Consider the following 25,973-nt stretch of genomic DNA (forward strand, 5'->3'; position numbering starts at 1 on the left):
TGTAACTCGTACGCAAGGGTCTAGAGTTATTCAAGAACTTCTTTTCCTGTATTTTCGGACGAAGCGCCGTAGGTCTGGAATGTCCGCTGGTGCCTTGTAGTTAAGGAAAAATGATGATTTCCTCGAACACCTTGGCTTCCCACACCGAGACACATCAACCCACTTTTTTCTCATTCCGAAATGAGCAGCGTCATATTCTGTGCTTTGCAATTCTAGCAACGCTGCTGGGTGCTGGAACCGCGATTGTTTATCAAACCGGAGGAACAGCGTTTGCGTACCCCTATCTTATGCTTATACCGGTATTGCTGGCATCGGCATGGTATCGCTTAGTAGGCGGCGTAGTCACCGCAGCAATGGCGGGGATATTGATGGCCGCCATGCCGTTGGACGTAGACAGAGGAATCACTCAGGGAGTATCTAACTGGGCTATCCGGCTCGCGCTTTATATAGGTATCGGCGCTTTTTCCGGTTCATTGTTTCAATCCATGTTCAGAATAAACCGCAGTAGGGAAAAACTGCTATATGTTGACGCCGAATCAGGCCTTCTCAATGTAACGGCTCTCAGAAAACATCTGGATAAAAAGATGATGACTCAGCGAGAGGATCAAGCCATCACGCTGGTGCTGATCCGCGCGGTCGATATTACTGAAGTTCTCGAGGTTCTGGGAATGGATGCCTCAGGCGAGTTAATGGCAGCTGTTGGTCAAAGAGTTATAAAACTAGTTCCCCCGTCGGCCAGTTTATACCGGTTTAGCAACTCGGAAATCATGGTGATGTTACCTGCTGTAGAAAGGCTAAACACAGAGCAGATTGTGCAAAACCTCATTGATGCAGGTGAAGAAAATTTAACCGTCCAAGGCATGCCCATGCGGGCACAGATGGTCTTTGGCAGTAGTACCTACAGAGCGGACTCGACGGCGGCGAATCTGATCAGCGAAGCGCGAATGGCAATGTTTTCTTCTATCGAAAAGGGTAACAGTCATCAGGCTTTTACGCCCTCGCTCCGGCGGCGCACTCTTGAAACCATTCAATTGATTTCCCGGGTCCGTGAAGGCCTGGATAAGTATGAATTTGAACTGCATTATCAGCCAAAAATCAGACTTGAAGACGATACTGTCTGCGGTTGTGAAGGACTCATTCGCTGGAGAGACCACTCAAGCGGCGGCTTCATCCCACCCGGTAAGTTCATGCCAAAAGTTGAAAATACAACTTTGATAACACCGGTCACTCATTTTGTTCTGGAAGAGGCTTTCAGGTTTGCAGGTACGCGATCAGGTGTCGTGAGCATTAACTTTTCGGGCCGCAATATACTTGATCAACAGTTGATTAACCGAATGGGAAAACTCCTTGAACAAACCGGCCTTCCACCTGGGCAATTGGAAATCGAGCTTACCGAGTCTGTTTTGATGCGAAACCTCGATGCAGCGAAGCGGTCTATCCAGGCAATTCGCTCCCTCGGCGTCGGAGTCAGTATTGATGATTTTGGTACAGGGTTTGCCTCTTTCGAATACTTAAGGCACTTGCCAGTGACAGGGCTTAAAATTGACCGTGTATTTGTGACCGACCTGGAGACCGATGAAAAGTCGCGGCGGCTTATCTCCTGCATGATCGAGGTTGGCCACGCTCTTGGCTTACTTGTTACAGCAGAAGGCGTTGAAACCTCAGGCCAGCGTGACATTCTGAAATGTTTGGGATGCGACCATGCCCAAGGCTTCCTTTTCTCCCCTGCCATACCGGCTGAGCGCTACGGCGAGTGGGTTGGTGGTCGATCTGGCCCGAATAAACCACGGTAAAACGCTTACCGGAGTCGGAGTGCATGAGGAGATCTCTGACTTTAACTGCTGCTTTCGCCAAAAGATAAACGTCTGAACGTCTGGAGGGTTAGACCAATCAACCCTTCATGTGAGAATGGTGTCGGCATGTAGCCCTTCCGCTATTTTTACTCCCTTTTTACAGCAACACCCTGCCTCCCGTTGTATTCTCTATCACACTTACTCTGCGTGATGCTGTGGATTCCGTCTTGTTCAAGAACCTCTATCCGGTCATTTTCATAACCAGCATCCTGCTGTTCATTCTATGTATTTTCATGACGTTACCGGTCATATTGTTGGCCGGGGTTCCTATTGAGAATGCGTCAGCGTTCTCGCAGCCAGCTATGGGTATCTTTTTGGTAGGGCTGGCGGGAATTTTAATCAGTCGAAACCAGCCCCGGTACCTGAAACCCCGCTACATGTTTGTTCTGACCGTCAACGTATGGGTTGTCGTATCGCTGTTGGCGGCCATACCTTTCTATCAGAGCAGTCTTCAGCTCAGTTGGACGGACGCCATATTTGAAAGCATCTCCGGTATCACAACCACGGGTTCAACGGTTCTGAGCGGTCTGGACAATATGGCGCCTGAGATTCTCATTTGGCGGTCTATTCTCCAATGGCTTGGCGGCATTGGTATTATCGGTATGTTTGTTGCTGTTCTGCCCTTTCTTGGCATTGGTGGTATGCGTTTGTTCGCGACTGAATCCTCGGAATGGACTGATAAAGAATTGCCACGAATGAAAAGCCTCGGCCGTGGTCTCCTGTTGATCTACAGTTTTTTCACATTCAGTTGCGCAATGGTTTACTGGTTCTCGGGCATGAGCCTTTTTGATGCTGTAAATCACGCGCTCACCACACTCTCAACCGGAGGCTATTCTACCTCTGATATGTCCATGGGCAAGTTTGAATCCGATCTGCTGTTATTCGAATCAACCTTTTTTATGATGCTCGGCGGCCTGCCTTTTTTCCTGTTTGTTCGAGAATTGCACGGGCAGCACGGCGTTCTGCTTCGGGACCAGCAAGTGAAAGCATTCCTTTCATTCCTATTGCTGGTCACAACGCTTTTGACACTGCATCGCTGTTACGTGCAGCCGGATATTGAACCGTTTTCCGCTTTCGCCGCGGTGCTTTTCAACGTCACGTCTGTGGTCACTACCACCGGCTATGCCTCGGAGGACTATTCGCTGTGGGGTCCGCTGGCTTACACGGCCTTCCTTTTTCTTACCTTTGTGGGGGGTTGTTCAGGTTCAACCAGCGGTGGCATGAAGATCTTTCGATTCCAGTTATCGTTCATGGCTTTACGTGAGCAATTGACAAGATTGATACATCCTCGAGCGGTGCTAACTCGAAATTACAATGGACGTCCAGTGAGCGATGCCATTATTACCTCATTGATTGCTTACGGGTTTGTCTTCGTGTTTTGTTTGTTGGTAATGACCCTTGCACTGGCAAGCCTCGGGCTGGACTTCATGACCAGCCTTACAGGCTCACTGACAGCGCTGACAAACGTTGGTCCCGGTCTTGGTGACGTTATTGGTCCGGCCGGTAATTTCCAGACACTGCCGGACGCTGCAAAGTGGATACTCACCGCCGGTATGCTTATGGGGCGACTGGAATTGCTCAGTGTTATTGTATTGTTCTCTCCCGTTTTCTGGCGCAACTAAAAGGAATGGTCTTGGGCTCCCGATATCTGGTCGTACTACTGATTCTGCTGGCAGCTAATGTTGCGGCCTTCGGGTTACAGTATTTCCTGCCGATCGGGAATTTATCGCTGGTCTTCATGACAGCCGTGCTCTGGGTGGCGGCACAGTATGGTATCGGCCCTGCTCTGGTCGCTGTGATGGTCAGTTTCCTGAGCTACAATTTTTTCTTCACGGAACCCCGGCTGACATTTCACATCATGCGTTCGGAGGAATTGGCTACTGTACTTTTCTTCTTGCTGGTCTCTGTTGTAACCGGCCATATTGCGAGTCGGCTGCGGTTACAGTTGCAACGTTTGAAACTATCCAATGCACAGACCGAAGCATTACTTGATTTCTCCCGCTGTCTTGCGAGTGCTTCCACATCTCATGCTATTTGCGAGGCGGCCGCCGGGAGTATTGATAGATATCTCAATACTACAGTGACCATACAATACCGGCTGGGAGTAGATCAGGAATGGGCAATCACCGGGCCGGAGCTATCACCTGCCCTCCACAAGCAGATAACCGAGCTGATTCACTCCAGGCAGCCTCATCTCGAATTGAAAGTGGGTAATACCCGCATGCACTGTTTGACGCTGAGGCATGATGACCAATGGCTGGGCGTATTGGCTATTCGTCTGCAACCCGAGACCATGCTACCAGTCGGCCAGGGCCGCCTACCGCTGCTTGAGGCCTACGCCAGCCAGCTTTCGATGGCGCTCATGCGAGCCTATCTTGATCAGACATTAAACGACGCCAGACTTTCCGAAGAAACTGAACGGCTACGGGCTACTCTTTTGTCGTCGGTTTCACACGACTTACGCACGCCACTCGCTTCGATCATTGGCGCGGCCAGCAGTGTCCGTGACCTCTCGGACACATTGACTCCTGAGAACAAAAAAGAACTGCTTGATACAGTACTGGCGGAAGGTCAGCGACTTGATCGTTACATCCAGAATCTATTGGATATGACCCGGCTTGCAAATGGCCAGCTGCAACTGAAAAAAGACTGGATTAGCGCCCAGGATCTGATCGCTGGAGCGTTGCGACGGTCCTATATTGATGAGGCGACGTTAACTGTGGAACGTCGTATTGCGCCAATGCTCCCGTTGCTGTACAACAATCCCGCGCTGATGGAACAGGCGCTCATCAATGTCTTGGACAATGCAAAGCGCTACTCCCCGGCAGGCGGACATATCTGGGTAGAAGTTAGTCAGACCAGGGAGCAAGGCGTGGTGACTATTTCGGTGACCGACGAAGGGCCGGGCATTGAAGCTAACCAACGCCTGAAGATATTCGAAACTTTTTTCAGGGGCGAACGTGGTGACCAGGACTCCAACGGCAGTGGACTCGGGTTGGCGATCTGCAAAAGTGTACTGGAGGTACACGGCGGCTCTGCCGAGGCCAAGCCTGGCCGCCAGGGGTCGGGGATGTGCATCGCATTGTATATACCACTCCATCTCTCCCAGGAAAGCCCTTTTCAGCCAGACGATGACACCTCAGGACCAGACAAGAACACCTCGGAGATTAAACTGTGAACTCTCCGCTGTTACTGGTGATTGATGACGAGCCTCAAATCCGTCGTTTTCTTGGCATAAGCCTGCAGTCTCAGGGTTATCGCGTAATTGAAGCCGGGGATGGGCGCGAAGGCCTGATGAAAATAGGTGCTTATGATCCAGATCTCGTCATTCTTGATCTCGGCCTGCCTGATATGGATGGCAAGAAGGTTCTGGAGACCATTAGCCACACCGGCAAGGCCGGGAAGGTTTTGGTGCTTTCGGTGCGCAATGATGAGGACGAAAAAGTGGCGGTGCTTGATTTGGGGGCGGGAGACTACGTCACCAAGCCTTTCGGAATCCAGGAACTTCTCGCACGCGTGAGAAGGATGCTAAGGGACGAGCCGCCTGCCAGGACTCCCAGAACGACGGTTTTTGAAACCGGTAACTTCTGGATAGATCTGGCCAGGCGGGAGGTGGCGATTTTCAACGAGCCGGTGCACCTTACCCCTAAAGAGTACGCCGTGCTAGAACAGCTAGCCACTCATCCGGGGCGTGTAGTCACGCAAACTCAGCTACTGTCCAAGATATGGGGCCCCAGTCATGGTGATGACAGCCATTACCTCCGTGTGGTGGTAGGAAGGCTTAGGCAAAAGTTGGGAGATAATCCCGACAACCCGTCGTTAATCGAGACGGAATCCGGTGTCGGCTATCGGTTCACCGATAACCTGACCGAGGTACCCCAAACGAAATCCCCACGCTGAATGTTGGTTTGCCCACCATCAATCTTCGTTTTTTTCAACAATTTCCGGTAGCTCGTTGTACTCGCATTTTTTCTCCGCAAGGAAGCTGTCTGAGGATCCCACGAGAATATTGTCATCCTCAAGGAACCGACGGCCGAGCAGTGTCGGATAGCTGAACCTGCCACGGTCCGTTAGCGAAAACTGGGTTTCATGGGTGCTGCCACCGATACAGAATTCCATTCTGACCACGTAGCGACGCTGTGACGGAGCGCCCTTTCGCTTGATCAATACGGTCCGCTCAACCGGACGCTCGAATTCCAGCACAACGCTTTCGGGCTTTTTAACACCTTCAACTTCCACCTCGTCCATATCCTGGTGATCAGCCAGCGGGATCTGGAAACTCACCCACTCGTCGTCGCCTTTTTTGAAAGGCTCCACATTCACAGCGTGCAGCGATGATGTTTTAGCACCGGTATCAAGCCGCGCTTTCATTCTCAGCCCGGTATCCTGCAACACAACCCACTCAACGAAGCCCATAGTTTCCTGTGGCATATCTTTCTTCTCGTCGTTATCCGCCATGGCTGGCTGAGATAACGCAATTGTTGCGGCAAGACCTAAAGCTAGACCGGTTTTCATAAGATACTCCGCTGTAAGGGCTGAAAAAATCAACGGAGCCAATCATGCCAAAGTCATCGGAGAGGCGCTATTAACCTGTCAAAACAGTAATCAGTATGTAATGAATGTCTACAAATTAATCCGCTGACAAACTTCTGATTTTCGTGGAATGCCCACTGTTAGCGAGGCATCAGATCATCTTGTAACGTTTGAGACGCACCCGCAGCATGCTGCGGGTAATGCCAAGCAAGTGGGCCGCGTGCACCTGGTTGCCATCACATTGGCGGTAAGCTTCGGTGACCACGAGGCGCTCGATGTCGCTGAGCAGGTTGCCGGGCGAGGACTGCAATAACCGGGTGATGCCTTCCTGAATCAGTACAGAAGCTTCGCTTTCCGGTGGGCGAGCATAGTCGTCAAAAAATGCTTCATTCGTTTGATTAAGCTGATCTGATATACCGTGAAGCGTTCCGATACCTTGGTCAAATGCCAGATGGTGGTGGTCAATCTCGTGGCTGTCCGTCATTAGAAGAGCGTATTGAATAACATTCTCGAGTTCCCGAATATTCCCGGGCCAGGAATGACCTAAAAGTTTGGCCTGGGCTGCAGCGGTATAGCTGACCGGGCTGGTGACACCGTGCTCAAACTGGTAACGATGGGCGAAGAATTCGCTTAGGGGCAGGATATCTCCGGGTCGGGCTTGCAATGGCGACAATTTGAGCATGGCTACATTGAGCCGGAAATAAAGATCTTCACGGAAATGTCCACTGCGCACCCTGCTCACCAACGCTTTGTTGGTTGCAGCGATGAGTCGAACATCGATACCGATTGCTTGGCGACTACCCAGCCTTGTTACTTCTTTTTCTTGCAAAACACGCAATAATTTCACTTGAGAAGTCAGCGGTAATTCACTGATTTCATCCAGAAACAACGTTCCGCCTTCAGCCACTTCAAACCAGCCCTTCTTCATTTCGGAGGCGCCGGTAAACGTACCGCGTTCGTGGCCAAACAATTCTGATTCAATCAATTCTGCCGGGATAGCGCCACAGTTGACTGCAAAAAACGGTCTGTCAGCCCGCGTGCTGTGTTGATGAAGTTCCCTTGCGACAACTTCTTTGCCGGTGCCCGTATCCCCTTCCACCAATACATTGAGAGAGCTGGCTGCGACACGAATCAGCTGGGTATAAAGCTTCTGTGAAGCGGGATCCGTAAAAAGCCCGGTAACACTTTTTGTTTGTGCGGTCCTTGCAATCGTTTGAACAGCGTAAGGCCTTGTAATCGTCAGAGCCATAGCATGGAACCTTTATAAGTCTTGTTGATTGTTCAAAAAAAGATCGCTTGTAAAAATGAATAGTCCAAGAGTGGCGAATGCTTACAAGCCACTTATTACTTGCACATCGCAATTAAGGTGCCAGTTAACAGGTATCTTCCTAACCCATTATTTCCATGGACTTTTCTAATTCGAAGGAATTATCTGATGAGTGTTGTGACCAGGTTTTGGGGGGAAGACCACCCATCATTAATCAATGTTGGGTGGTTTTACACTACTCAGAGCGCCATATCGGGAGAGGCGTGTAGGCGGGCGCGTTCAGAGGACATCGTCGCTCATTTCAGGTCCAGGCTGACCTTGATGAACTGACCGACATCCCGGATCTCTTCCAGACAGACGCTGTGATCCATGGGATAGGTTTTATACTCAACCTGATAACCCATTTCGGTCATCCGCTCGACACTCATGCGCCCGAGTGATTCGGCGACCATAGGATCACGTGTGCCATGGTAAATTCGAATCGGTATGTTTTTGTTTGCATCAGAAGGTTTGACGGTGTCCGCCGTTGCGAAGTAGGTCGACAAGCCGAAGATTCCCGCCAGTTTTTCGGGATAACTCAGGCCAAGTTCATAGGCGACCGCCCCACCCTGTGAAAACCCGGCGATGATAATACGTTCGGTTTTTACGCCTCGTTCCACTTCGCGTTCGATCAGGCGTGCGATAGCGTCCGCTGATGCTTTTAGCTGCTCCACGTCGACTGTTCGGTTAATGTCCATTGCCTTGATGTCATACCAGGCTGGCATCTGCATACCGCCGTTGATGGTCACCGGCAAATTGGGCGCATGGGGAAAGATAAATCGGATGGCTGCATCCTTTGGCAACCCGAGTTCCGGCACCACAGGCTCAAAATCGTGACCGCTGGCGCCGAGGCCATGGAGCCAGATCACAGATGCATCTGGCGATGGATTGGTTTCAACTTCTACGCTTTTCAAATAGCTCACGGGCGCCCTCTTCAGTCGGTGGATCAATCAGGATGACCTGCATTCTAACCGATGAGCCTGATGATGAAACCGGAGGCGAACTAAAACAGTGGCTTTTTCAATGCTGCTCAAGCCTTTAAACTGAATAAAGAGCACCTATATAGTGAGGTAGATCGGTGCAAGGTACGCCATAGTGACGCGCGTTCCGATACAATGGAATACGCCGCATTCAAACTGCAACGGGGAACCCCATGACACTCAAATCGTCATCAGTCGCTACAAGTGCCAACGGTCAGCAGAAGACCGACTGGCCACTTGGGGATGTTATTGCCGGCCTGCGGGAAGCCCGTCATGACTGGCGTGAGCAACACGGCCGGGATCTGGATCTGGGCAGTCGTGAAATGCCTTCCCAGCAAGCAATCCATGAAATCATCGATACCTTGTGCGGCATTCTGTTTCCGATGCGTCTCGGACCTTCGGAGCTCACCAAAGAAGGCGAGGATTTCTACGTAGGTTACCGGTTGAACAATACGCTGAATGCGCTGCTGGAACAGGTTCAACTGGAATTGAGCTACAAACGTCGTGTGGTTGATCAGGGCGAGTTACAACAAAAGACCCGCTCGATTATTCAGGAATTTGCCCGCAAATTACCTGCGATCCGGCGTACTCTTGATATGGATGTGGTGGCTGCATATCGAGGTGATCCGGCTGCTACCTGTGTGGACGAAGTGCTCATTTGCTATCCCGGTGTCCGTGCAATCATTCATCACCGGATTGCCCATGAATTCTATAAAGTCGGGTTGCCACTCATTGCGCGGATTATTGCTGAAAAGGCCCACTCCACAACCGGTATCGATATTCACCCGGGGGCGACCATCGGCAACCAGTTTTTTGTCGACCACGGCACTGGCGTGGTGATCGGCGAAACCGCCGTGATTGGCGAGCGGGTCCGTTTATATCAGGCTGTGACTTTGGGGGCGGTCCGCTTTCCGGAAGATGAAAGCGGGTCACTGAAGAAAGGTGAACCCCGCCATCCCATCGTGGAAGACGATGTTGTGGTTTACGCGGGCGCGACGATTCTGGGCCGGATCACAATCGGCAAAGGCTCGGTCATTGGCGGTAATGTCTGGCTGACACGCAGTGTGCCAGCGGAGAGTCAGATTTCCCAGGCCAGCTTGCAGCAAGCTGGTGATTGTCTCCAAACGGGTACCCCAACCGCGCCACATCCGCAGGACACCGCATAGGACGTCCGCCACTGTGCGAAAATGGACACTTCATTACAGACTGTTTAAATCTGCGCATTCATTTGCGTAGATTTAAACAGTGTAAACGACCAAGCTATTGATCCCAAACGTTTAAAAATTTGGCGCGTTTTGTGCTAGTGCACTTTCAGGATTCTTTTGAATCCATGCAAGGCATAAAAACAACGCAACGTCTGGGAACAATATGACAAACACCAACGATACGACAATTTCTCCTCGATCAGGAATTAACAACCAGAGAATTGCACTGGCTTCGGCAGTGGCCCTGACCCTGTGTTCCGGCCTCTCACACGCTCAGGCAGAATCTGAAAGCCGCAATATTCTCTCCGGTTCGGACGCGGTCAAGCTTTCGATCTCTGGACAAATCAACCGTGCGGCAATGCTGGTCGAAGATGGCGAAGACACCACACTGCTGAACGTTGATAACAACGCCAGCTCTTCGCGTGTTCGTTTCATTGCCGAGTCTACCGCCAGTGGCCCATGGTCCGCCGGTGCGGCTCTGGAAACTGAATTCCGACTGAATAACAGTTTCACTATCAGCCAGTTGGACGAGAATCAGGATGATGCGTCAGCATTCCGTAATCGCCGGGTTGAAGTCTATTTCGCCAATGAAGATCTGGGTAAAATCTGGCTCGGACAAGGCTGGACGGCCAGCGAGGGCGTGAGTGAGAATGACCTGTCGGGAACGGCTATCGCCGGATACTCTGAAGTTAATACAACAAGCGGTGGTATTCTTTTTCGGGAGAAAGGCTTTGATGGCGAGCTGTCGCCACGCGGCCCCAACAACCCGGATCTCCGTTCCGTGGCGACCAACCTGGACGGCCTGGGAAGAAACACCCGTATCCGTTACGACACTCCAAAATTTAATGGTTTCCAGCTTCGTACCTCCGCCGTAAACCAGGGCGGAGTTGACGTAGCGCTGTTTTATTCAGGCAATGTTGATCGGCTGAAAATTGCAGCAGGTATGGCCTGGGCAAACAGCGACGAAGCCACCGGGAATGACGGAGCAGCAGCCCTGGATGATCAGGTTTCCGGTTCTATTTCTGTTCTGGATACTTCTGGCTTCAGCGCTACTGTTGCTCTTGGCCAAGCCAGCAAGAATGACTCTTCCCTGGAAGACGTTACCTTCGCTTACACCAAACTGGGCTACCAGACCAAACTGATCGACGCGGGCACTACGCACTTCTCAGTGGATTATCACACAACTGATGATCTCCAGCGCGAAGATGATACCGTCGAAGTGATCGGTTTCCAGGCTTTGCAAAAAGTCAGTTCGATTGGTACGGATTTCTACGCCAGCCTGCGCTCCATTTCCCTGGATCGCACCGGCGTTGATTATGAAGATAACCTTGTAGCGCTTCTTGGCGCCCGGGTTACCTTCTAAACGTTACGTGATGTAGGGTCACGTTGTATTTTGAGGGGCCGAAAGGCCCCTTTTTTAATAAAGGTGTTGCGTCCCTGGCCCCCCCTCCGGCGGACCGAATTTCAACAGGCCCGGGAAAAAGCTCAAAAAGTGCTCTTCGAGCACCGCATCATGCGCCCGTATTTCCTCAATAATGCCCCCGAAATCGTTTCTGAAACGAATCCTGCCTGCAATCCTGTCGAGGGCATAGCCGATGTTCTCCAGATCGGTATAGGAATTGAACCAATCGTGGTCGATCATATGGGCCGTGGCAGCTGCCATTTTTGGCGGCATCAGATAACGCCCTGCTTCGAGATCCCGATAGACTGAGCCGATAAAAGCCTGCCGAGACAGGTTGGTGAAGATATCCCAATGTCGTAAAAGATAGTGGTCATAAAGCACGTCCAGTGCGACCCCTGCGAACCGTCGACGCTGGGATGAGAACAGCCTTTTACAGGCAATCACGTCCGGGTGGCTATCGGTATAGGCGTCCACTTTCCGGTGGTTGATCAACCCCGCCTTGACGGGTGCCGCAAGGCTTTTCACATCCAGCCCCTGGGCGAAGTCCCCCAATAAATTACCTACTCTGGACTCCACCGTTGGGCGAGCCAGAAACAGATGAGCAAGATGATTCACTGTATTGCCTCGATTGCTTTCAGCATTTTTCAGTGACTGTGTTCCGGGCTTTTAGTGAGCTTAATACCGGATTGGCATACATGCCCAGCAAATACGGCTGGATAGCCGGATTACAGGCATCAAGCCTTCGGTTCATTTCAGCTTCTGCAGACTCCATCTCGGCAGGCGTCCAGGCTTCGGCTGTTACAACCGTGTCGCGTACCTTCTCGGGAACATTGTGAGCGCCAGGGTGGGTACCGCTCAGGTTGTGGGCCACCAGGTTCGAGGCATGCAGGTGGTAATTGGCGTGCATTTCACGGTCAATCACGCTGGCAAGCTCTTTCGGCGTATCCGGCGAATCGGATATCGGTACCCCGAAGTGGACGTGAACGTGACCTTTATAGCCAGTCAGACCCTTGACGATCTGATCAGTATCTTCGTTCGCCGCTTTGGTATAACTCCCGGTTCGGGCCCTTGTTTCGAGTTCCCTCGCCTTATCCCGGTCGCAGGGATCATATTCGTAGGCGATCGATACCGGCACAATATTGATCCGGTTCATCGCTTGGGCAAATGTTTCCCCAGTCTTCTTGCGACACATGTAGAACATCTTTGTGATTGCGGGGTCAGTCTCGTCTATTCCGTCTTTTGCACGACCTTCCCGCTGAGCAATCCAGATGCTCTCACTGTTTTCGATGCTGTGATTGATAAAGGAGGAAAGCGTCAGGTAGGCATCGCGCATTTCTCTGGGACTGGGAATGTTGCGCTTCACCACAAAGCTCTTGTTCAGACGCATCATCTCGGCAAACACCCGGTTGTGCAGTAGATTGTCGCCGATGGCTATTCGGGTGGTGGGGAAACCGTTAGCGAACAAGAGGTAATTCACCACCAGAGGGTCGAATACAATGTCCCGATGGTTGGAGATAAACAGGTAGGCTTTTGACGGATCAAGATTATCCAGGCCCGAATAGGTCACCCGATTGGTCGTCCTGGCAATCAGCTGGTCTACGTAATCATAGAGCCTGGCCTGAAGATCACCGATGCTTTTGGCATCGCCGAACTGTTCTTTCAACCAGCGTCGAACCGCTACCCGCACGAGTCCCGGCAGCCATCGGTTAAGCGTCGGTGATTTAAAACGTCCAATCAGACTCAGGAATTCCTGGTCATTCATCAGGCGAGCAATGGCGGCCTCAGTTTCGTCGTCACCATAGGGACGGATGGCGTCAAATTCCTGCATGAAGTTCCTGTTGTTTTGTTTATTTTCAGACCAGATCGGTTCAAAAACGCCGCCATTGTAAACCTTTAGGGTCCTTTGTGCCCAACTGCTTGTTGCGGAGAGTGTGACGCAGGCGAGTGTCACGAATAATTCAGAGGCATATGGAATTCTGCTAACATACTCAGCGCCACTCACTCCGCGCATTTCTGGACCGTCTATTCCATGGATTCTCACCACCTCACCATTGATAAGCCTCTTACAGCAAACGTTGCGCCGGAAACAGTTCTGCATCAGGTCTTTGGTTACGATCAGTTCCGTCCACTTCAGGGCGAAGTAATCCACGAACTGGTGGCCGGGCGGGATGCAATGGTGTTGATGCCAACTGGCGGTGGCAAATCACTCTGTTATCAAGTGCCAGCGCTCGTGCGACCGGGTACCGGTATCGTAATATCGCCCCTGATTGCCTTGATGCAGGATCAGGTCATGGCGTTGCAGCAACTCGGGGTCCGGGCCGCGTTTCTGAATTCCACCATGGATTTCCAGCAAGCAAGGGATACCGAGAATGCTCTGCTAACGGGGGAGCTGGATTTACTCTACTGTGCACCGGAACGCCTGCTGCAACCGCGCACCCTGGAATTGATGCATCAGGCCTCGATTTCACTGTTTGCGATTGATGAGGCCCACTGTGTCTCGCAATGGGGGCATGACTTCCGTGCGGATTATCTGGGCCTTGATATTCTGGCGCGGGAGTTCAGCGATATTCCCCGTATTGCGTTGACCGCCACCGCTGATGAGCGCACTCGCAAGGAAATAGCCGAACGCTTGTCGCTCATTGAGGCTCGCCACTTCATCAGCGGATTCGATCGCCCGAACATCCAGTATAGAATCGCGCCTAAAATTAATGCAAACAAACAGTTAATCGATTTTATTAAAGTTGAACATAATAGTGATTCCGGCATTGTTTACTGCCTGTCCCGGAATAAGGTCGAGGCCACCGCACGGTTATTATGTAGCAAAGGTTATACCGCACTGCCCTATCACGCTGGCCTGCCCTCGGAGATGCGGGCGGAACACCAGGAAAGGTTTCTACGGGAAGACGGCGTCATTGTGGTCGCGACAATTGCTTTCGGTATGGGTATCGACAAGCCCGATGTGAGATTTGTGGTCCATATGGACTTGCCCAAAAGCCTCGAAGCCTACTACCAGGAAACCGGTCGTGCGGGCCGTGATGGCAATCCCTCTACCGCCTGGATGGTTTACGGCTTGCAGGATGTCATCAAGCTTCGGCAGATGCTGGAAGGTTCCGCAGGTAACGACCATTTCAAACGGGTCGAGCGCCAGAAACTGGATGCCATGCTGGGGTTGTGCGAAATAACCACCTGTCGCAGGCAAGCTTTGCTCCGCTACTTTGGCGACAAACAGGAAAACCCTTGTGGAAACTGCGACACTTGCCTGGTGCCGCCCGAAACCTGGGACGGTACAGTTGCGGTTCAAAAAGCCCTGTCCTGTGTGTTTCGTACCGGCCAACGATTTGGCGTTAGCTATCTGATCGATGTCCTGAGGGGCGTTGAGAATGACCGGATTTTACAGGCGGGCCACCATGCGGTCTCAACCTTCGGCATTGGCGTCGAACTCAGTTCAGCGGAGTGGAAGTCAGTCTTCCGCCAACTGGTGGCTAACGGTCACCTCCGCGCTGATCCCGACGGCTATGGCGCCCTGCAATTAACGGAATCCTGTCGACCGCTGCTAAAAGGCGAGTTGACCGTGAGTCTGCGTAAAGATCCGGTAGTGAAAGGCCGGAAAGCTGCGGGAACCGGCAACAAGGTAAAAGATCAGATCACCGACCATATTGGCTGGGAAGCGCTCAGAGCCTGCAGAAAAGCATTGGCTGAAGAACAAGGCGTACCGCCTTACGTGATTTTCCACGATACGACGCTGTTCGAGATTCTGGAGCGTCGCCCGCAATCACTCGATGAACTGGCAGGTGTAAGTGGCGTCGGTGCAGCCAAGCTTGAACGCTATGGAGACGCCTTCCTCAAAACTATCGCAGCTTTGGATTCAGGCGTCACTCAAGCAGGCTGAACGTTTCACCATCGAGATGAATTTCTACAAGTTTTCATTATTTCACAGTTTAAATAGGGCTTTCATAGCCAGAGCAACTAGACTTACGTGATTTTCGAGCGATCAAAAGGAGTGATTGCCTGATGCATTATCGCCAGAAGCCGTTGTGCTGCCGTTACCGTAGCGCTCTGATCTTAGTAGGAAATCGCCGGGTACTTTTCCTCGTCGCCTACCTTATATTCAATTCTTCCCATGTTAACGCCTCAAACGCCCTCCCCCTGGCCGCGAATGCCTCTGAACCTCAGCAATTCCTGCTTTGGCATCGAAATTTTGACAGCCCTGCTGTGAAAGCCCTGGTGGAACTCGCTCTGGAGAAAACCCCCGAATACGGCCCCTACACCATTCTCAGAAGTCCGGAAATGGGTCAGGGACGTGCAGTGAAAGAGTTGGCCAACAATAATCAGCGCGTCATCAGTCTCGCAAATGTTGCCAGTTCCGTTGATCGGGAAGAGCAACTGCTCGCCATTCCAATTCCCATCGATGGAGGCCTGCTGGGCTTTCGGGTCTGCGTGGTCAGAGCTGAAGACAAGGAGTTGTTTTCCGATGTTCGGCGAGTGGCGGACCTGTCCGATCAGAATCTGCGCATTGGCCAGGGCACCCATTGGCCTGACACCGGCATCCTTAGGGCAAGCGGGATTGAAGTAGTTGACCACCCTCGTTTCGATGTCCTGTTCGCCATGCTGAAACGGCAGCGTTTCGATTGCTTCGCCAGAGGAATTAACGAAGTACTGCACGACCTCGATACTCTGCAAGATGCTGGCATGGTCGTCGAGCCCTATCTTTTGCTTGGCTACCCCATGCCTTCCTATTTCTTTGCAGGTCCCGATGACCATGAAACCGCACAGCGTATCCAGCTCGGCATGGAGCGAGCGATCAGGGATGGTAGCTTCAGCGATTATCTCGAAACTTACTATGTTGTAGCCATGGAGCACCTACGTCTTAACGAACGCACGGTCCTGATGCTCGACAACCCCTACCTGAGTGAGGACTCCAGTCCTATTGCACGGCGGGCCCTTGAGTCGCTGCGTCAACGCATTGAAGGGCCGCTCCATGCTGATAATTAGACCTTGAGAAGCGTGGTTTACTTCTGCAGGAAGTTATTCTGCAAGCAATTGCCCGTGGTCCCAACATTCTCATTATCAGACAGAACCTCCGCCCCACGGCGAACTCTTTACCTGAATCTGGTAAACTGCTGACCGTTGACTGCAATTAAAATTACCCGGAGTTTCGCTTTTATGGCCCATGAAGAACTGCACCTGAACCTGAGAAATCTCACGCTGGACGACTACGACCAGCTCAAGATTTTGATGGACAGAATCTATAATGACATTGGTGGTGCCTGGCCGAAGGAAACGATAGAAGCACTGGTTGAGCAGTTCCCGGATGGCCAGATATGTATCGAGGATTCCGGCGAACTCATCGCCGTCGCTCTGACGGTGCTGGTGGGTTACGACCGGTTCAGCAATCCCCATACCTATGATGATCTTATCCTCAAGAATGAGAAAATTCGCCACAACGCCAAAGGCGACTCCCTGTACGGACTTGATGTCTTCATAGACCCGGAATATCGGGGCTATCGCCTGGGGCGCCGTCTGTATGAAGCCCGTAAAGAGCTGTGCCGGTCAATGAACCTGCGCGCCATTCTGGCCGGTGGCCGCATACCGAGTTATCACAAATATTCTGATCAATACACGCCTGCCGAATACATCGAGCGGGTTGACCGGAAAGAAATTTACGACCCGATCCTCACGTTTCAGCTGTCCAATGATTTTCAGGTCACCCGGCTGATGCACAAATATCTACCGGAAGACGAAAAATCATTGGGTTACGCCACACTCCTCGAGTGGAATAACATCCTCTACACGCCCCCTTCCTCAGTATTGAACGTCAGGAAAACCCAGGTCAGGCTGGGTGCAGTCCAGTGGCAGATGCGGGAATTCGGGTCGGTAGAAGAAGTGCTCGAGCAGGTCGAGTATTTCGTCGATGCCCTGTCCGATTACAAGAGCGACTTCGCGCTGTTTCCGGAATTCTTCAACGCGCCGCTGATGGGATTGACGGACCAGATGGACCAGACCCGGGCAATCCGGTTCCTGGCAGGGTTCACTCAGCAGTTCCGGGATGAAATGTCGGACATGGCGGTGAGCTATAACATCAATATTATTACCGGCTCCATGCCCCTGCTGGAGAATGACCGTGTCTACAACGTGTCTTATCTCTGCCATCGGGACGGGCGTGTTGACGAGCAGCGCAAGATCCACATCACCCCGCACGAACGCCGGGACTGGGTAATTGAGGGTGGTGACAAGTTCAAGGTTTTTGATACCGACGCTGGCCGCGTGGCTATCATGATTTGCTACGACATCGAATTCCCGGAGCTCGGCCGGATTGCCGCCAGCCAAGAGGTGGATATCATTATGGTGCCGTTCTGGACTGACACCAAAAACGGTTATCTGCGAGTACGTCATTGTGCCCAGGCCAGGGCCATTGAGAACGAATGCTACGTGGTGATTACCGGCAGTGTGGGTAACCTGCCAAAAGTTGAAAACCTCGACGTCCAATATGCGCAATCATCCGTATTCTCGCCCTCGGACTTCGCCTTTCCTCACGATGCCGTGATGGCAGAGACGACGCCCAACACGGAGATGATCATGTTCTCCGATATGGACCTGGAGAAGTTGAAACTGGTCAGGAACGAAGGTTCGGTAACCAATCTCAAAGATCGCCGTACCGACTTGTTTGAAGTCCGAATGATGAATAATTGGCCCGAATAACGAACGGGAACAGTTGATGCTCCACCTCAATACACAAGGGTATTGTGTTGGGGCGATTGCCAAACGGGTGTCCACTGGCTATTGTTTAACCACGAACAGACTATCAGATGAAGGTTTTGGGCGATAAATGGGCGGTTCGCTCTGATCGATGGAAGGAACATGCAAAAACAGACCGAATTAAGAGAAGCCTTACCCGATCTGATCGCCCGTTTCACAGTCAAACGCGGACTGTTCAGGAAAGAACGCATTGAAGCCAATCTATACGCTCTCGATGAGTTCAGTTGTGTACTGAAGACCGACAAAATCTTTAGTCCGGGTGACACCTTGTTGTTGGACCTCATCATGGATATGCCCTTCGATAATATCGAGGCTGAAGGTGTGAATGGGCTGGTAACCGAGCGCAGAAAACACTGCAGCAATTATTTTTATTCAGTTGATTTCATCTCGGGAGATGCGCATCCCCAACCTTCGTTATCCGACAAGTTGAGCCGAATACGAAATGTACTGGGCAAAAAACAGTCCCTTCGATCACGCCGATCTGGCACCTCGTCCAGTTTCGGTCAAACCGCCTGACCCGCACCTGACAAGATATCAGCATAAAATCAACTCCAGGGAGAGCATCATCATGGCCAAGAAAGAAAAGCCAAGCGTTGATAAGATCGTTAAAAAGGTAAACAAGGAATTCGAGAAGACATCCACCCAGATCGAAAGTCTGATCAGCGATGCCCTCAAGCAATTTGATAGCCTGCAGCACCAGATTCAGGAACCCATCCGTAAATTGATTGGCGATATCGACCAGCTTCGAGATCGTGAAATGAAACGGTTCAATGAAGAGCTTGAGCGTCGTCTCGGCGAGTTCCACGAAATCCAGAACTCAGTGCTGGAACGAATCGGCGTTGCCAGTAAAGATGCGCAAAAAGACGCTGAGAAAGCTGCCAACGCGGCGAGCGCGAAGGCCAGCAACTCCACCAGGAAAGCTGAGAAAAAAGTAAAGTCGGCTCCCAAGAAAACAGCGGTAAAAGCAGATAAAGTGGCGGCAAAAACTCGCAAGACAACGGCGAAAGCTGCCTCCACTGCCTCCTCTTCGCCCTCCAGTGCTAAGCCAGTTGCTGCAAAGAAAACACCAGCCAAACCCAAGGCGAAGCCTGCTGTTCCAAAAACGGCATCTGCCAAACCGGCAACGAAACCGACTACCAATTCTGGCCCCAAGCTTGTCAACAAATCAGACCTCACCCTGGTGAAAGGGGTTGGACCGGCTACAGCCAAGAAAATGAAGGAAGCGGGAATCACCTCCATTGATCAGATTGCAAACCCGACCGAAGCGGAGAAGGAAAAGCTCAAAGCATTTTCTTCCATGAAAGGGTTTGAAACCTGGCCGGCAGAAGCGAAGAAACTGACCTGATGCGAGCAACCGAACAGCCTGTCCTGCGTGACATCGTTCTTATCGGCGGCGGCCATAGTCATGTAGGTGTTCTGAAACGTTTTGCAATGAACCCTGTACCGGGTGTCCGTCTGACACTGATCTGTCGTGACACCCACACCCCCTACTCCGGTATGTTGCCGGGGTACGTGGCAGGTCATTACACCTACGACGAGGTTCATATCGATTTAAGTCGCCTGGCGGAGTTTGCCGGTGCGCGCTTCTATCGTGACGAGGCGATTGGAATCGAGCGCAACCACCAGCGTGTGGTCTGTCGTAACCGACCGGCAGTGCCTTATGACCTGCTGTCCATAAACATAGGGTCTGCCCCCCGTGTAAATGACGTACCCGGTGCTCAGGACCATGCGGTGCCGGTTAAACCAATCCACGGGTTTAATGCTCGTTGGTTGGCTTTACTGGCCCGTATCGAAAGTCACCAGGGCCCGATGGCCGTTGCAGTAGTAGGTGCTGGCGCAGGGGGTGTTGAACTTACCCTTGCCATGCAATTTCGGCTGCGCCGGGAACTCGAAGCACGCGGAGGTGATCCCGATCAACTAACCTTCCACTTGCTCGATGGCGCCAGTACGATCCTTCCAACTCACAATGCGAAGGTGCGTGGCAAATTTGAGGAATGCCTTGAATCCCGTGGCGTTCAGCTGCACCTGGGCTCCCCTGTTACCCAGGTGGATGACGGGAAGTTGATAATCGGGTCAGGTGAGACTCTGAAAGTGGACGAGATTCTCTGGGTCACCCGTGCCGGAGGCCCCGAGTGGCTTCAGGATACAGGGCTGGCACTGGATGACGGTGGGTTTATTAGGGTCGAAGACACCCTGCAGACGGAGACCGATCAAAACATTTTTGCAGCAGGCGATATTGCCAACGTCACTAAACATCCCAGGGAAAAAGCAGGGGTGTTTGCAGTGCGTCAGGGCCGTCCGCTTGCTGACAATCTTCGTCTTGCGGCCCTGGGACGCAAACCAAAACCGTTTGTACCCCAGAAAAAATGGTTGGCGCTGATCAGCACGGGCGACAAATATGCTGTTGCCTCCAGAGGCGACAAAGCCCGATATGGGAAACTGGTCTGGCGCTGGAAAGACTGGATAGACCGGCGGTTTATGGCGAAATTTAATAACCTGCCAGCCATGGCGGAAAACGCCGACTTGCCGGACACCTCCGCAGCCCAGAACAAGGAAGAAGCTTCCCAGGCGATTTCCGCGGTCGCCATGCGGTGTGGTGGATGTGGTGCAAAAGTGGGGAGTACCGTATTGTCCCGCGCGCTTGGCGAGCTTCGTCCCATTGAGCGCGATGACATTCTGGTCGGGCTCCATGCCCCTGATGACGCAGCCGTACTTACGGTACCACCCGGTAAGGCGGTGGTGCACACGGTCGATTTCTTCCGGGCGTTCATTGACGACCCCTACGTATTTGGACGTGTTGCAGCGAACCATAGCCTTGGCGATGTGTTTGCCATGGGCGCCGAGGCTCAAAGTGCGACCGCGGTCGCCACTGTACCTTACGGCATCGAATCGAAAGTCGAAGACATAGTCTTCCAGATGATGAGCGGTGCGGTAGACGTGTTGAATGAAGCCGGTTGCGCTCTTGTGGGAGGCCATACTGGCGAAGGTCGGGAGCTGGCGCTCGGTTTTGCGGTCAATGGCCTGATTGACCCGAAAGAAGTGATGAGCAAAGGCGGCCTTAAAGCAGGCGATGTGCTCATCCTGACCAAACCCATTGGTACCGGCACACTGTTTGCTGCCCATGCCAGGCTGGCGGCTCGCGGACGGTGGATCGACAGTGCCCTCATCTCGATGATGCAATCGAATCTCGAGGGTGCCCGCTGCCTCAGGCGTTATGGTTCAGAAGCCTGTACCGACGTTACCGGTTTTGGGTTGCTTGGCCACCTGGTAGAGATGACTCGGCCGTCAGGTGTGGACGCCGAATTGAACCTGGGGGCGATTCCGGTGTTGCCCGGTGCTGAAGAGACGGCAGCAGCTGGCATTCTCAGCTCGCTTCAACCGGCAAATATTCGGCTTCGCCGGGGCATTCGCAATCAGGAAGAATGGGTCAGGCACCCCAGATACCCGCTGATTTTTGATCCCCAAACGGCCGGTGGTTTGCTGGCAAGCGTAGCTGCAGATAAAGCCGATGCCTGCGTGGCAGAGCTCAAGGCAATTGGCTATCCTCACACAGCCATCATTGGACGGATCGTACCTCAGGGGGAAGCAATCGAGCCCATCCTGCTAAAAGCATAGTCAATGGCCGCTATCAGCGCGGCCTGCTCTGCTGCCGGAGTAAAATTTCCGGCCAGCTCGGTGACCTTGTTTCGAAGCTCTGCAAGAAAATCAGCATCACGTTCGGCCCTGAGTAACAAGCTTGCCAGGGCCTTTTCATTTTCTACGGGATAGTAGCCAGAATACGAATCACCCAGCAGACCCCGGTTACCTGGAATGTCCGAGGCAATGATCGGCAACCCGCCCCGGCATGCTTCAGACACGACGTTGGCCCCGCCTTCCATCCGTGAGCTAATCACCATCACCTGGCTGGACCTCATCAATGATTGAACCGCAGTACGGTCGATTTCGCCAAGCCAATGGAACCGGGGGTTAAGGGTCGCTTCCTGCTCAGCCATTGTTCGCCAGCCCGGGTTATGTGGTTTACCCGCCTGAACAATACGTATGCGTGAGTCATCCGGTAAGTGTCGGGCCGCCATCGCCGCACGCAACGAGTCTTTCTCATCCCTGAGGTGGCCGATCACACAGCAATCAAACGGATCCGTGGCGGGACAGCGAGACTGAGTCGGTTTTTCTGCAGATTGCAAAACGATCCTGACCTTGTCGCGAAACCCCTCGGGGATGTCCGTTGCCACCTTTCGATGCAAACCAATCAGTGCATCTGCCGATGCCATTGACTCGTGGGTCGCCTGTTCATCGCGGAATTCTGGACTGTAAACATCTGTTCCGGTAAGCACACCAATCAGGGGGATTTTAGGATTCATCTCACGAAACTGCCTGATTGCTTCGTGGCTACGCCAGGTGTGCAATGCAATCATAAGATCAGCAGCCTGCCCCTGATACCGCGTAAGAATGGAGACCGTGTGCCCGGAATTTTCCAGCAAGCGTTTCCATCGCTCAGCCGTGGCGCGGTTCCCGGCTTTCGAACCTGGTTCAGCAGGCGTAACAATAAGAATATCCAGCATTAATACACGGCTCCCAGGCAGGTTGGTCATTTCTATCAAGTTGTACGGCAGCGAGCAAGTTGTACGTCAACGAGGAAGAAAGTAGCAACATTTGTCTGAAAAACAAAAGCTAAAGCAGGCACTTCTTCGTATGAGTGTTCATCGAGAATGGGATTAAGAGTATCCTGTTCGCCCAAGGCTGTTCCCGGACTGTTGAAGGCATCAGACTGGACAGACCGAACCACTGATCACTGCAGGGATTCTCCAATGTTCACACGATCAATCAGAAATACTGCGCTTTCCATCATTCTCGCCCTGGGCGCGGTCATGCCCGCATACGCCGAGACGTTTGTTTTTACCGCCATTCCTGACGAAGACGAGACCAAGCTGGTTGAGCGCTTCCGTGGCGTAGCCGACTATCTTTCCGAACAGCTCGATGTCGAGGTTCGCTACATCCCGGTCAAATCTTACGCGGCCGCCATCTCGGCCTTCCGTAATAACCAGGTGCAACTGGCATGGTTTGGTGGCCTCTCGGGAGTCCAGGCCCGTGCGCTGGTAGAAGGCTCGGAAGCGTTGGCCCAAGGCGTGGAAGATCAGGAGTTCTATAACTACTTCATTGCCCACAAAAGCACAGGGTTGGAACGATCAGACACCCTGTCTGACGATGTACGTGGCAAAACTTTCACTTTCGGTTCGAAAGGTTCGACGTCCGGCCGGCTGATTCCTGAATACCACATTCGCAAGACCTTCGGTGAAGCGCCCGAGGAAGTCTTCGAGCGGGTAGGTTTCAGCGGTAACCACACACGGACACTGAGACTGGTTGAAGCGGGCACCTATGAAGTTGGCGCCCTGAACTATAAGGTCTGGGAAAAAGAACTGGAAGACGGCAATATCGACACGGACAGTGTCAAGATCATCTGGAAGACGCCGGCCTACCCTAACTATCAGTGGAGCATTCGTGGCGACGTCAATGAGCGCTTCGGTGAGGGCTTCAAAGAGCGGGTAAAGCAGGCCCTGTTGGCACTGGATGACCCCAAGCTTCTGGAGAGCTTCCCCAGATCCGGTTTTGTGCCCGCATCGAATGATGACTACGAACCCATTCAGGACGTAGCAGAGCAACTGGGAATCATTGATTGATGCCAGGTATCAAGCTATCTGGTGTAACGGCTTCTTTTGGTGGCGAGCGGGTTCTTGGCCCGCTTTCGCTTAATTTGGAGCCCGGTGAACGTATTGCCCTGGTAGGCAAAAGCGGCGCTGGTAAATCCACTTTGATTCGATTGTTATACCAGCAGGCCAATAACCAGGCTTCTTTGATTCCTCAGGACCTTGGCCTCGTTCATGCCCTGCCAGTATTTCATAATGTCTATATGGCGAGGCTTGACCAACACCCGAATTGGTACAACGTCGTCACTCTTATACGTCCTTTCAAACGCGAGCGCACCGAGATTGGCCCACTCTTGGAGCAACTGGGTATGTCGGAAAAAGTCTGGGCCACGGTGGCGAGTCTCTCAGGAGGGCAACGGCAACGCGTAGCGATCGCTCGTGCAATCTACCGTAAAGCCAACATCTTGCTCGCAGACGAGCCCGTCTCAGCCCTCGACGGTCCCATGGCTCACGTTGTTATGTCACACCTGAATGATGCTTATGAGACCTCTATCGTAGCGCTGCACGATGTTGAATTAGCCCTGCGTTATTGCCACCGCATTGTCGGCATACAGGATGGCCAGATAGCGCTTGATGAAGCCAGTTCCCGGCTGTCTGAATCCGACATATTGCCGTTGTACTGAGCCAATTAATGTTTTCTTACCCAACCATTCGCACCACTTTCCTGTTTGTCGCCATCGCGATTATCGCCCTGGCGTTCTCAGATATTGCGATTACTTCAATTAACCCCTGGCGTGACCTGGGACGTTTTTTCCTGGGTGTGGTCACACCCGATTTTTTCTCAACCGAAGGCCTCGCCACGGCAATTCTTCGAACCGTCGCCTTTGCGTTTACCGGTGTGGCACTGGGCAGCGTGTGTGGATTTCTGTTAGCGCTGGTCTACCGGTGGCGGATTGTCCGACTTTTTTCAGCCTTCATTCGCGCAATTCATGAACTCTTCTGGGCGCTTATTTTCCTGCAGTTCTTTGGCTTTCACCCGCTCACAGGCGTGCTTGCAATCGCGATCCCCTATTCCGGCATCTTCGCTAAAGTCTATTCGGAAATTCTCGATGAAGCAGATCCGGAACCCCGAGCGTTACTGCCGATGGGCACAAGCGCGATCTCGATGTTTCTGTACGCCAGGGTGCCCGACGTATGGGACAGAATTCGCACCTACACGTCCTATCGACTGGAATGCGGTATGCGCTCGAGTGCGATATTGGGCTTTGTTGGGCTGCCTACGATTGGCTTCTATCTTGAGAGCTCCTTCTCTCAGGGACAATACTCAGAGGCAGGCGCCCTGCTGATCCTGTTCTATGTTTTGATTGCAACCATTCCCCTGTGGGTCAAGCCTAAACTGCTGCCAGTGTATGTAATCGGCGCACCTTTCTTTCTGGGCGAAGGTCTACCGATTGTGTGGGGCAACGTAGCGCGGTTTTTTACCGAGGATATTGTTCCCTCTCCGATCAGAAATAACGAGGGTTTCGGTGAGTTAGGTGTGTGGTTCAGTGATTTGATGCTGACTGAAGCCTTGCCCGGCATCTGGAATACGGTGGTTCTGACCCAGATAGCGTTGGTCTTCACCGGCCTGCTGGCTCTACTGGCGTTTCCTTTGATATCAACACATTTTGGCGGCCCTGCCCGGCGAACATCAGGGCATATTTTCCTGGTAATCGCCCGGTCCACCCCGGAATATATTCTGGCTTACATCCTGCTACAGCTCTGGGGGCCGTCGATGTTACCTGCCGTAGTCGCCCTCGCGTTACACAACGGGGGCATTATTGGCCACCTGATTGGCCGTCAGAGTAACACGATCAAGCTCAGGGCTGATGCCGGTACCGGTCTGAATCGCTACGGTTATGAACTGGTGCCCCGGATCTACAGTTCGTTCCTGGCGTTCCTGTTCTACCGCTGGGAAATCATCATGCGGGAAACCGCCATTTTGGGCATTCTGGGGGTGGCAACCCTTGGCTTTTACATCGACAGTTCGATCCAGAATATTCAGTTTGACCGAGCGATGGTGCTGATTCTGATTACAGCCATGCTGAATATCGGAATTGATAGTCTGTCACGGCTTATCCGTCGACGTCTTGCTCTGCAGACCATGCCGACCTGCTGAGTCAATTCCTGGTTGCGACTACCGCGTTTACCCGTGTCCAGTCGGCTTGCCCAAACCGGCGTGTAGGTGCAATTCAGGGTTCCGCATCGCCTTGTCATCGTGAGAAAATATTGAATCGATTTTATCAATCGATTCCTC

At 52.4% G+C, this 25,973-nt stretch carries 21 protein-coding genes; 15 read left to right on the top strand and 6 right to left on the bottom strand.

Features of this window, described 5'->3' with window-relative positions; translation table 11 throughout:
* Nucleotides 1-113 precede the first annotated feature (113 nt).
* From WEB64_RS16605 to WEB64_RS16620, 4 genes are all read left to right on the top strand, one after another.
* Nucleotides 114-1,793 carry a putative bifunctional diguanylate cyclase/phosphodiesterase gene (locus tag WEB64_RS16605; protein WP_368065698.1) on the top strand — a complete coding sequence of 560 codons (1,680 nt, stop codon included), beginning with the start codon at nt 114-116 and terminating at the stop codon, nt 1,791-1,793.
* Nucleotides 1,794-2,062: 269 nt separating this feature from the next.
* Nucleotides 2,063-3,475: a TrkH family potassium uptake protein gene (locus WEB64_RS16610; protein ID WP_368065727.1), complete on the top strand. Its 1,413-nt coding sequence runs from the start codon at nt 2,063-2,065 to the stop codon at nt 3,473-3,475.
* 11 nt (nt 3,476-3,486) lie between these two features.
* Complete coding sequence (locus tag WEB64_RS16615) at nt 3,487-5,031, top strand: DUF4118 domain-containing protein (protein WP_368065699.1); 1,545 nt, start codon at nt 3,487-3,489, stop codon at nt 5,029-5,031.
* Nucleotides 5,028-5,753, top strand: coding sequence for a response regulator transcription factor (locus WEB64_RS16620; protein WP_368065700.1), 726 nt, complete (start codon nt 5,028-5,030; stop codon nt 5,751-5,753). The genes WEB64_RS16615 and WEB64_RS16620 overlap by 4 nt, the downstream gene beginning before the upstream one ends.
* A gap of 18 nt (nt 5,754-5,771) precedes the next feature.
* Here WEB64_RS16620 and WEB64_RS16625 read toward each other — a convergent pair whose 3' ends face one another.
* From WEB64_RS16625 to WEB64_RS16635, 3 genes are all read right to left on the bottom strand, one after another.
* Complete coding sequence (locus WEB64_RS16625) at nt 5,772-6,368, bottom strand: ATP-dependent zinc protease (RefSeq protein WP_368065701.1); 597 nt, start codon at nt 6,366-6,368, stop codon at nt 5,772-5,774.
* A 169-nt stretch (nt 6,369-6,537) separates the two neighbouring features.
* The gene (locus WEB64_RS16630) at nt 6,538-7,635 is read right to left on the bottom strand and encodes a sigma-54 interaction domain-containing protein (protein WP_368065702.1); all 1,098 of its coding nucleotides are present in this window, start codon (nt 7,633-7,635) and stop codon (nt 6,538-6,540) included.
* 314 nt (nt 7,636-7,949) lie between these two features.
* Nucleotides 7,950-8,615, bottom strand: a complete 666-nt coding sequence (locus WEB64_RS16635) for an alpha/beta hydrolase (protein WP_368065703.1) — start codon at nt 8,613-8,615, stop codon at nt 7,950-7,952.
* Nucleotides 8,616-8,845: 230 nt separating this feature from the next.
* Between WEB64_RS16635 and epsC the strand changes: the two genes are divergently transcribed.
* Nucleotides 8,846-9,838 carry a serine O-acetyltransferase EpsC gene (gene epsC, locus WEB64_RS16640; protein ID WP_368065704.1) on the top strand — a complete coding sequence of 331 codons (993 nt, stop codon included), beginning with the start codon at nt 8,846-8,848 and terminating at the stop codon, nt 9,836-9,838.
* 202 nt (nt 9,839-10,040) lie between these two features.
* The gene (locus tag WEB64_RS16645) at nt 10,041-11,240 is read left to right on the top strand and encodes a porin (protein WP_368065705.1); all 1,200 of its coding nucleotides are present in this window, start codon (nt 10,041-10,043) and stop codon (nt 11,238-11,240) included.
* A gap of 54 nt (nt 11,241-11,294) precedes the next feature.
* On the opposite strand, the gene WEB64_RS16650 is transcribed toward WEB64_RS16645, so the two are convergent.
* A complete protein-coding gene (locus tag WEB64_RS16650; RefSeq protein ID WP_368065706.1) occupies nt 11,295-11,894 on the bottom strand; it encodes an ACP phosphodiesterase in 600 nt (199 codons plus the stop codon).
* 19 nt (nt 11,895-11,913) lie between these two features.
* A complete protein-coding gene (locus WEB64_RS16655; protein ID WP_368065707.1) occupies nt 11,914-13,107 on the bottom strand; it encodes a 1-acyl-sn-glycerol-3-phosphate acyltransferase in 1,194 nt (397 codons plus the stop codon).
* A gap of 201 nt (nt 13,108-13,308) precedes the next feature.
* Between WEB64_RS16655 and recQ the strand changes: the two genes are divergently transcribed.
* The 6 genes from recQ to selD all read left to right on the top strand — a co-directional run bounded on the left by recQ (nt 13,309) and on the right by selD (nt 21,650).
* Nucleotides 13,309-15,168 carry a DNA helicase RecQ gene (gene recQ, locus WEB64_RS16660; protein ID WP_368065708.1) on the top strand — a complete coding sequence of 620 codons (1,860 nt, stop codon included), beginning with the start codon at nt 13,309-13,311 and terminating at the stop codon, nt 15,166-15,168.
* A 122-nt stretch (nt 15,169-15,290) separates the two neighbouring features.
* Nucleotides 15,291-16,271, top strand: coding sequence for a hypothetical protein (locus tag WEB64_RS16665; protein WP_368065709.1), 981 nt, complete (start codon nt 15,291-15,293; stop codon nt 16,269-16,271).
* Nucleotides 16,272-16,442: 171 nt separating this feature from the next.
* Nucleotides 16,443-17,978, top strand: coding sequence for a GNAT family N-acetyltransferase (locus WEB64_RS16670; RefSeq protein ID WP_368065710.1), 1,536 nt, complete (start codon nt 16,443-16,445; stop codon nt 17,976-17,978).
* Between the two features lie 159 nt (nt 17,979-18,137).
* Nucleotides 18,138-18,551 (top strand): hypothetical protein, encoded by a 414-nt coding sequence (locus WEB64_RS16675; RefSeq protein ID WP_368065711.1) that lies wholly within the window; start codon nt 18,138-18,140, stop codon nt 18,549-18,551.
* Nucleotides 18,552-18,603: 52 nt separating this feature from the next.
* On the top strand, nt 18,604-19,380 hold the full coding sequence (locus tag WEB64_RS16680) for a helix-hairpin-helix domain-containing protein (RefSeq protein ID WP_368065712.1): 777 nt from the start codon (nt 18,604-18,606) through the stop codon (nt 19,378-19,380).
* Nucleotides 19,380-21,650 carry a selenide, water dikinase SelD gene (gene selD / locus WEB64_RS16685; RefSeq protein WP_368065713.1) on the top strand — a complete coding sequence of 757 codons (2,271 nt, stop codon included), beginning with the start codon at nt 19,380-19,382 and terminating at the stop codon, nt 21,648-21,650. The genes WEB64_RS16680 and selD overlap by 1 nt, the downstream gene beginning before the upstream one ends.
* Here the strand turns inward: selD and senB are convergent.
* Nucleotides 21,611-22,594 (bottom strand): selenoneine biosynthesis selenosugar synthase SenB, encoded by a 984-nt coding sequence (senB, locus tag WEB64_RS16690; RefSeq protein WP_368065714.1) that lies wholly within the window; start codon nt 22,592-22,594, stop codon nt 21,611-21,613. The two genes, selD and senB, sit on opposite strands and share 40 nt — an antisense overlap.
* A 246-nt stretch (nt 22,595-22,840) precedes the next feature.
* On the opposite strand from senB, the gene WEB64_RS16695 reads away from it, so the two are divergent.
* From WEB64_RS16695 to WEB64_RS16705, 3 genes are read left to right on the top strand one after another with little or no spacing between them, the layout of a single operon-like run.
* Nucleotides 22,841-23,710 (top strand): putative selenate ABC transporter substrate-binding protein, encoded by an 870-nt coding sequence (locus tag WEB64_RS16695; RefSeq protein WP_368065715.1) that lies wholly within the window; start codon nt 22,841-22,843, stop codon nt 23,708-23,710.
* Nucleotides 23,710-24,360 (top strand): ATP-binding cassette domain-containing protein, encoded by a 651-nt coding sequence (locus WEB64_RS16700; protein WP_368065716.1) that lies wholly within the window; start codon nt 23,710-23,712, stop codon nt 24,358-24,360. Before WEB64_RS16695 ends, WEB64_RS16700 begins: the two co-directional genes overlap by 1 nt.
* A gap of 8 nt (nt 24,361-24,368) precedes the next feature.
* On the top strand, nt 24,369-25,835 hold the full coding sequence (locus tag WEB64_RS16705) for a PhnE/PtxC family ABC transporter permease (RefSeq protein ID WP_368065717.1): 1,467 nt from the start codon (nt 24,369-24,371) through the stop codon (nt 25,833-25,835).
* Nucleotides 25,836-25,973: the final 138 nt, after the last annotated feature.

It is taken from the genome of Marinobacter sp. (assembly GCF_040882185.1).
Taxonomy (GTDB): domain Bacteria; phylum Pseudomonadota; class Gammaproteobacteria; order Pseudomonadales; family Oleiphilaceae; genus Marinobacter.

What these genes read in the sequence shown, in the direction of transcription:
- epsC (WP_368065704.1), top strand. Translation starts at nt 8,846, where the DNA reads ATGACACTCAAATCGTCATCAGTCGCTACAAGTGCCAACGGTCAGCAG.
- WEB64_RS16655 (WP_368065707.1), bottom strand. Translation starts at nt 13,107, where the DNA reads ATGCAGGAATTTGACGCCATCCGTCCCTATGGTGACGACGAAACTGAG.
- senB (WP_368065714.1), bottom strand. Translation starts at nt 22,594, where the DNA reads ATGCTGGATATTCTTATTGTTACGCCTGCTGAACCAGGTTCGAAAGCC.
- WEB64_RS16695 (WP_368065715.1), top strand. Translation starts at nt 22,841, where the DNA reads ATGTTCACACGATCAATCAGAAATACTGCGCTTTCCATCATTCTCGCC.
- recQ (WP_368065708.1), top strand. Translation starts at nt 13,309, where the DNA reads ATGGATTCTCACCACCTCACCATTGATAAGCCTCTTACAGCAAACGTT.
- WEB64_RS16605 (WP_368065698.1), top strand. Translation starts at nt 114, where the DNA reads ATGATTTCCTCGAACACCTTGGCTTCCCACACCGAGACACATCAACCC.
- WEB64_RS16675 (WP_368065711.1), top strand. Translation starts at nt 18,138, where the DNA reads ATGCAAAAACAGACCGAATTAAGAGAAGCCTTACCCGATCTGATCGCC.
- WEB64_RS16680 (WP_368065712.1), top strand. Translation starts at nt 18,604, where the DNA reads ATGGCCAAGAAAGAAAAGCCAAGCGTTGATAAGATCGTTAAAAAGGTA.
- WEB64_RS16665 (WP_368065709.1), top strand. Translation starts at nt 15,291, where the DNA reads ATGCATTATCGCCAGAAGCCGTTGTGCTGCCGTTACCGTAGCGCTCTG.
- WEB64_RS16625 (WP_368065701.1), bottom strand. Translation starts at nt 6,368, where the DNA reads ATGAAAACCGGTCTAGCTTTAGGTCTTGCCGCAACAATTGCGTTATCT.
- WEB64_RS16630 (WP_368065702.1), bottom strand. Translation starts at nt 7,635, where the DNA reads ATGGCTCTGACGATTACAAGGCCTTACGCTGTTCAAACGATTGCAAGG.
- WEB64_RS16700 (WP_368065716.1), top strand. Translation starts at nt 23,710, where the DNA reads ATGCCAGGTATCAAGCTATCTGGTGTAACGGCTTCTTTTGGTGGCGAG.
- WEB64_RS16670 (WP_368065710.1), top strand. Translation starts at nt 16,443, where the DNA reads ATGGCCCATGAAGAACTGCACCTGAACCTGAGAAATCTCACGCTGGAC.
- WEB64_RS16705 (WP_368065717.1), top strand. Translation starts at nt 24,369, where the DNA reads ATGTTTTCTTACCCAACCATTCGCACCACTTTCCTGTTTGTCGCCATC.
- WEB64_RS16645 (WP_368065705.1), top strand. Translation starts at nt 10,041, where the DNA reads ATGACAAACACCAACGATACGACAATTTCTCCTCGATCAGGAATTAAC.
- selD (WP_368065713.1), top strand. Translation starts at nt 19,380, where the DNA reads ATGCGAGCAACCGAACAGCCTGTCCTGCGTGACATCGTTCTTATCGGC.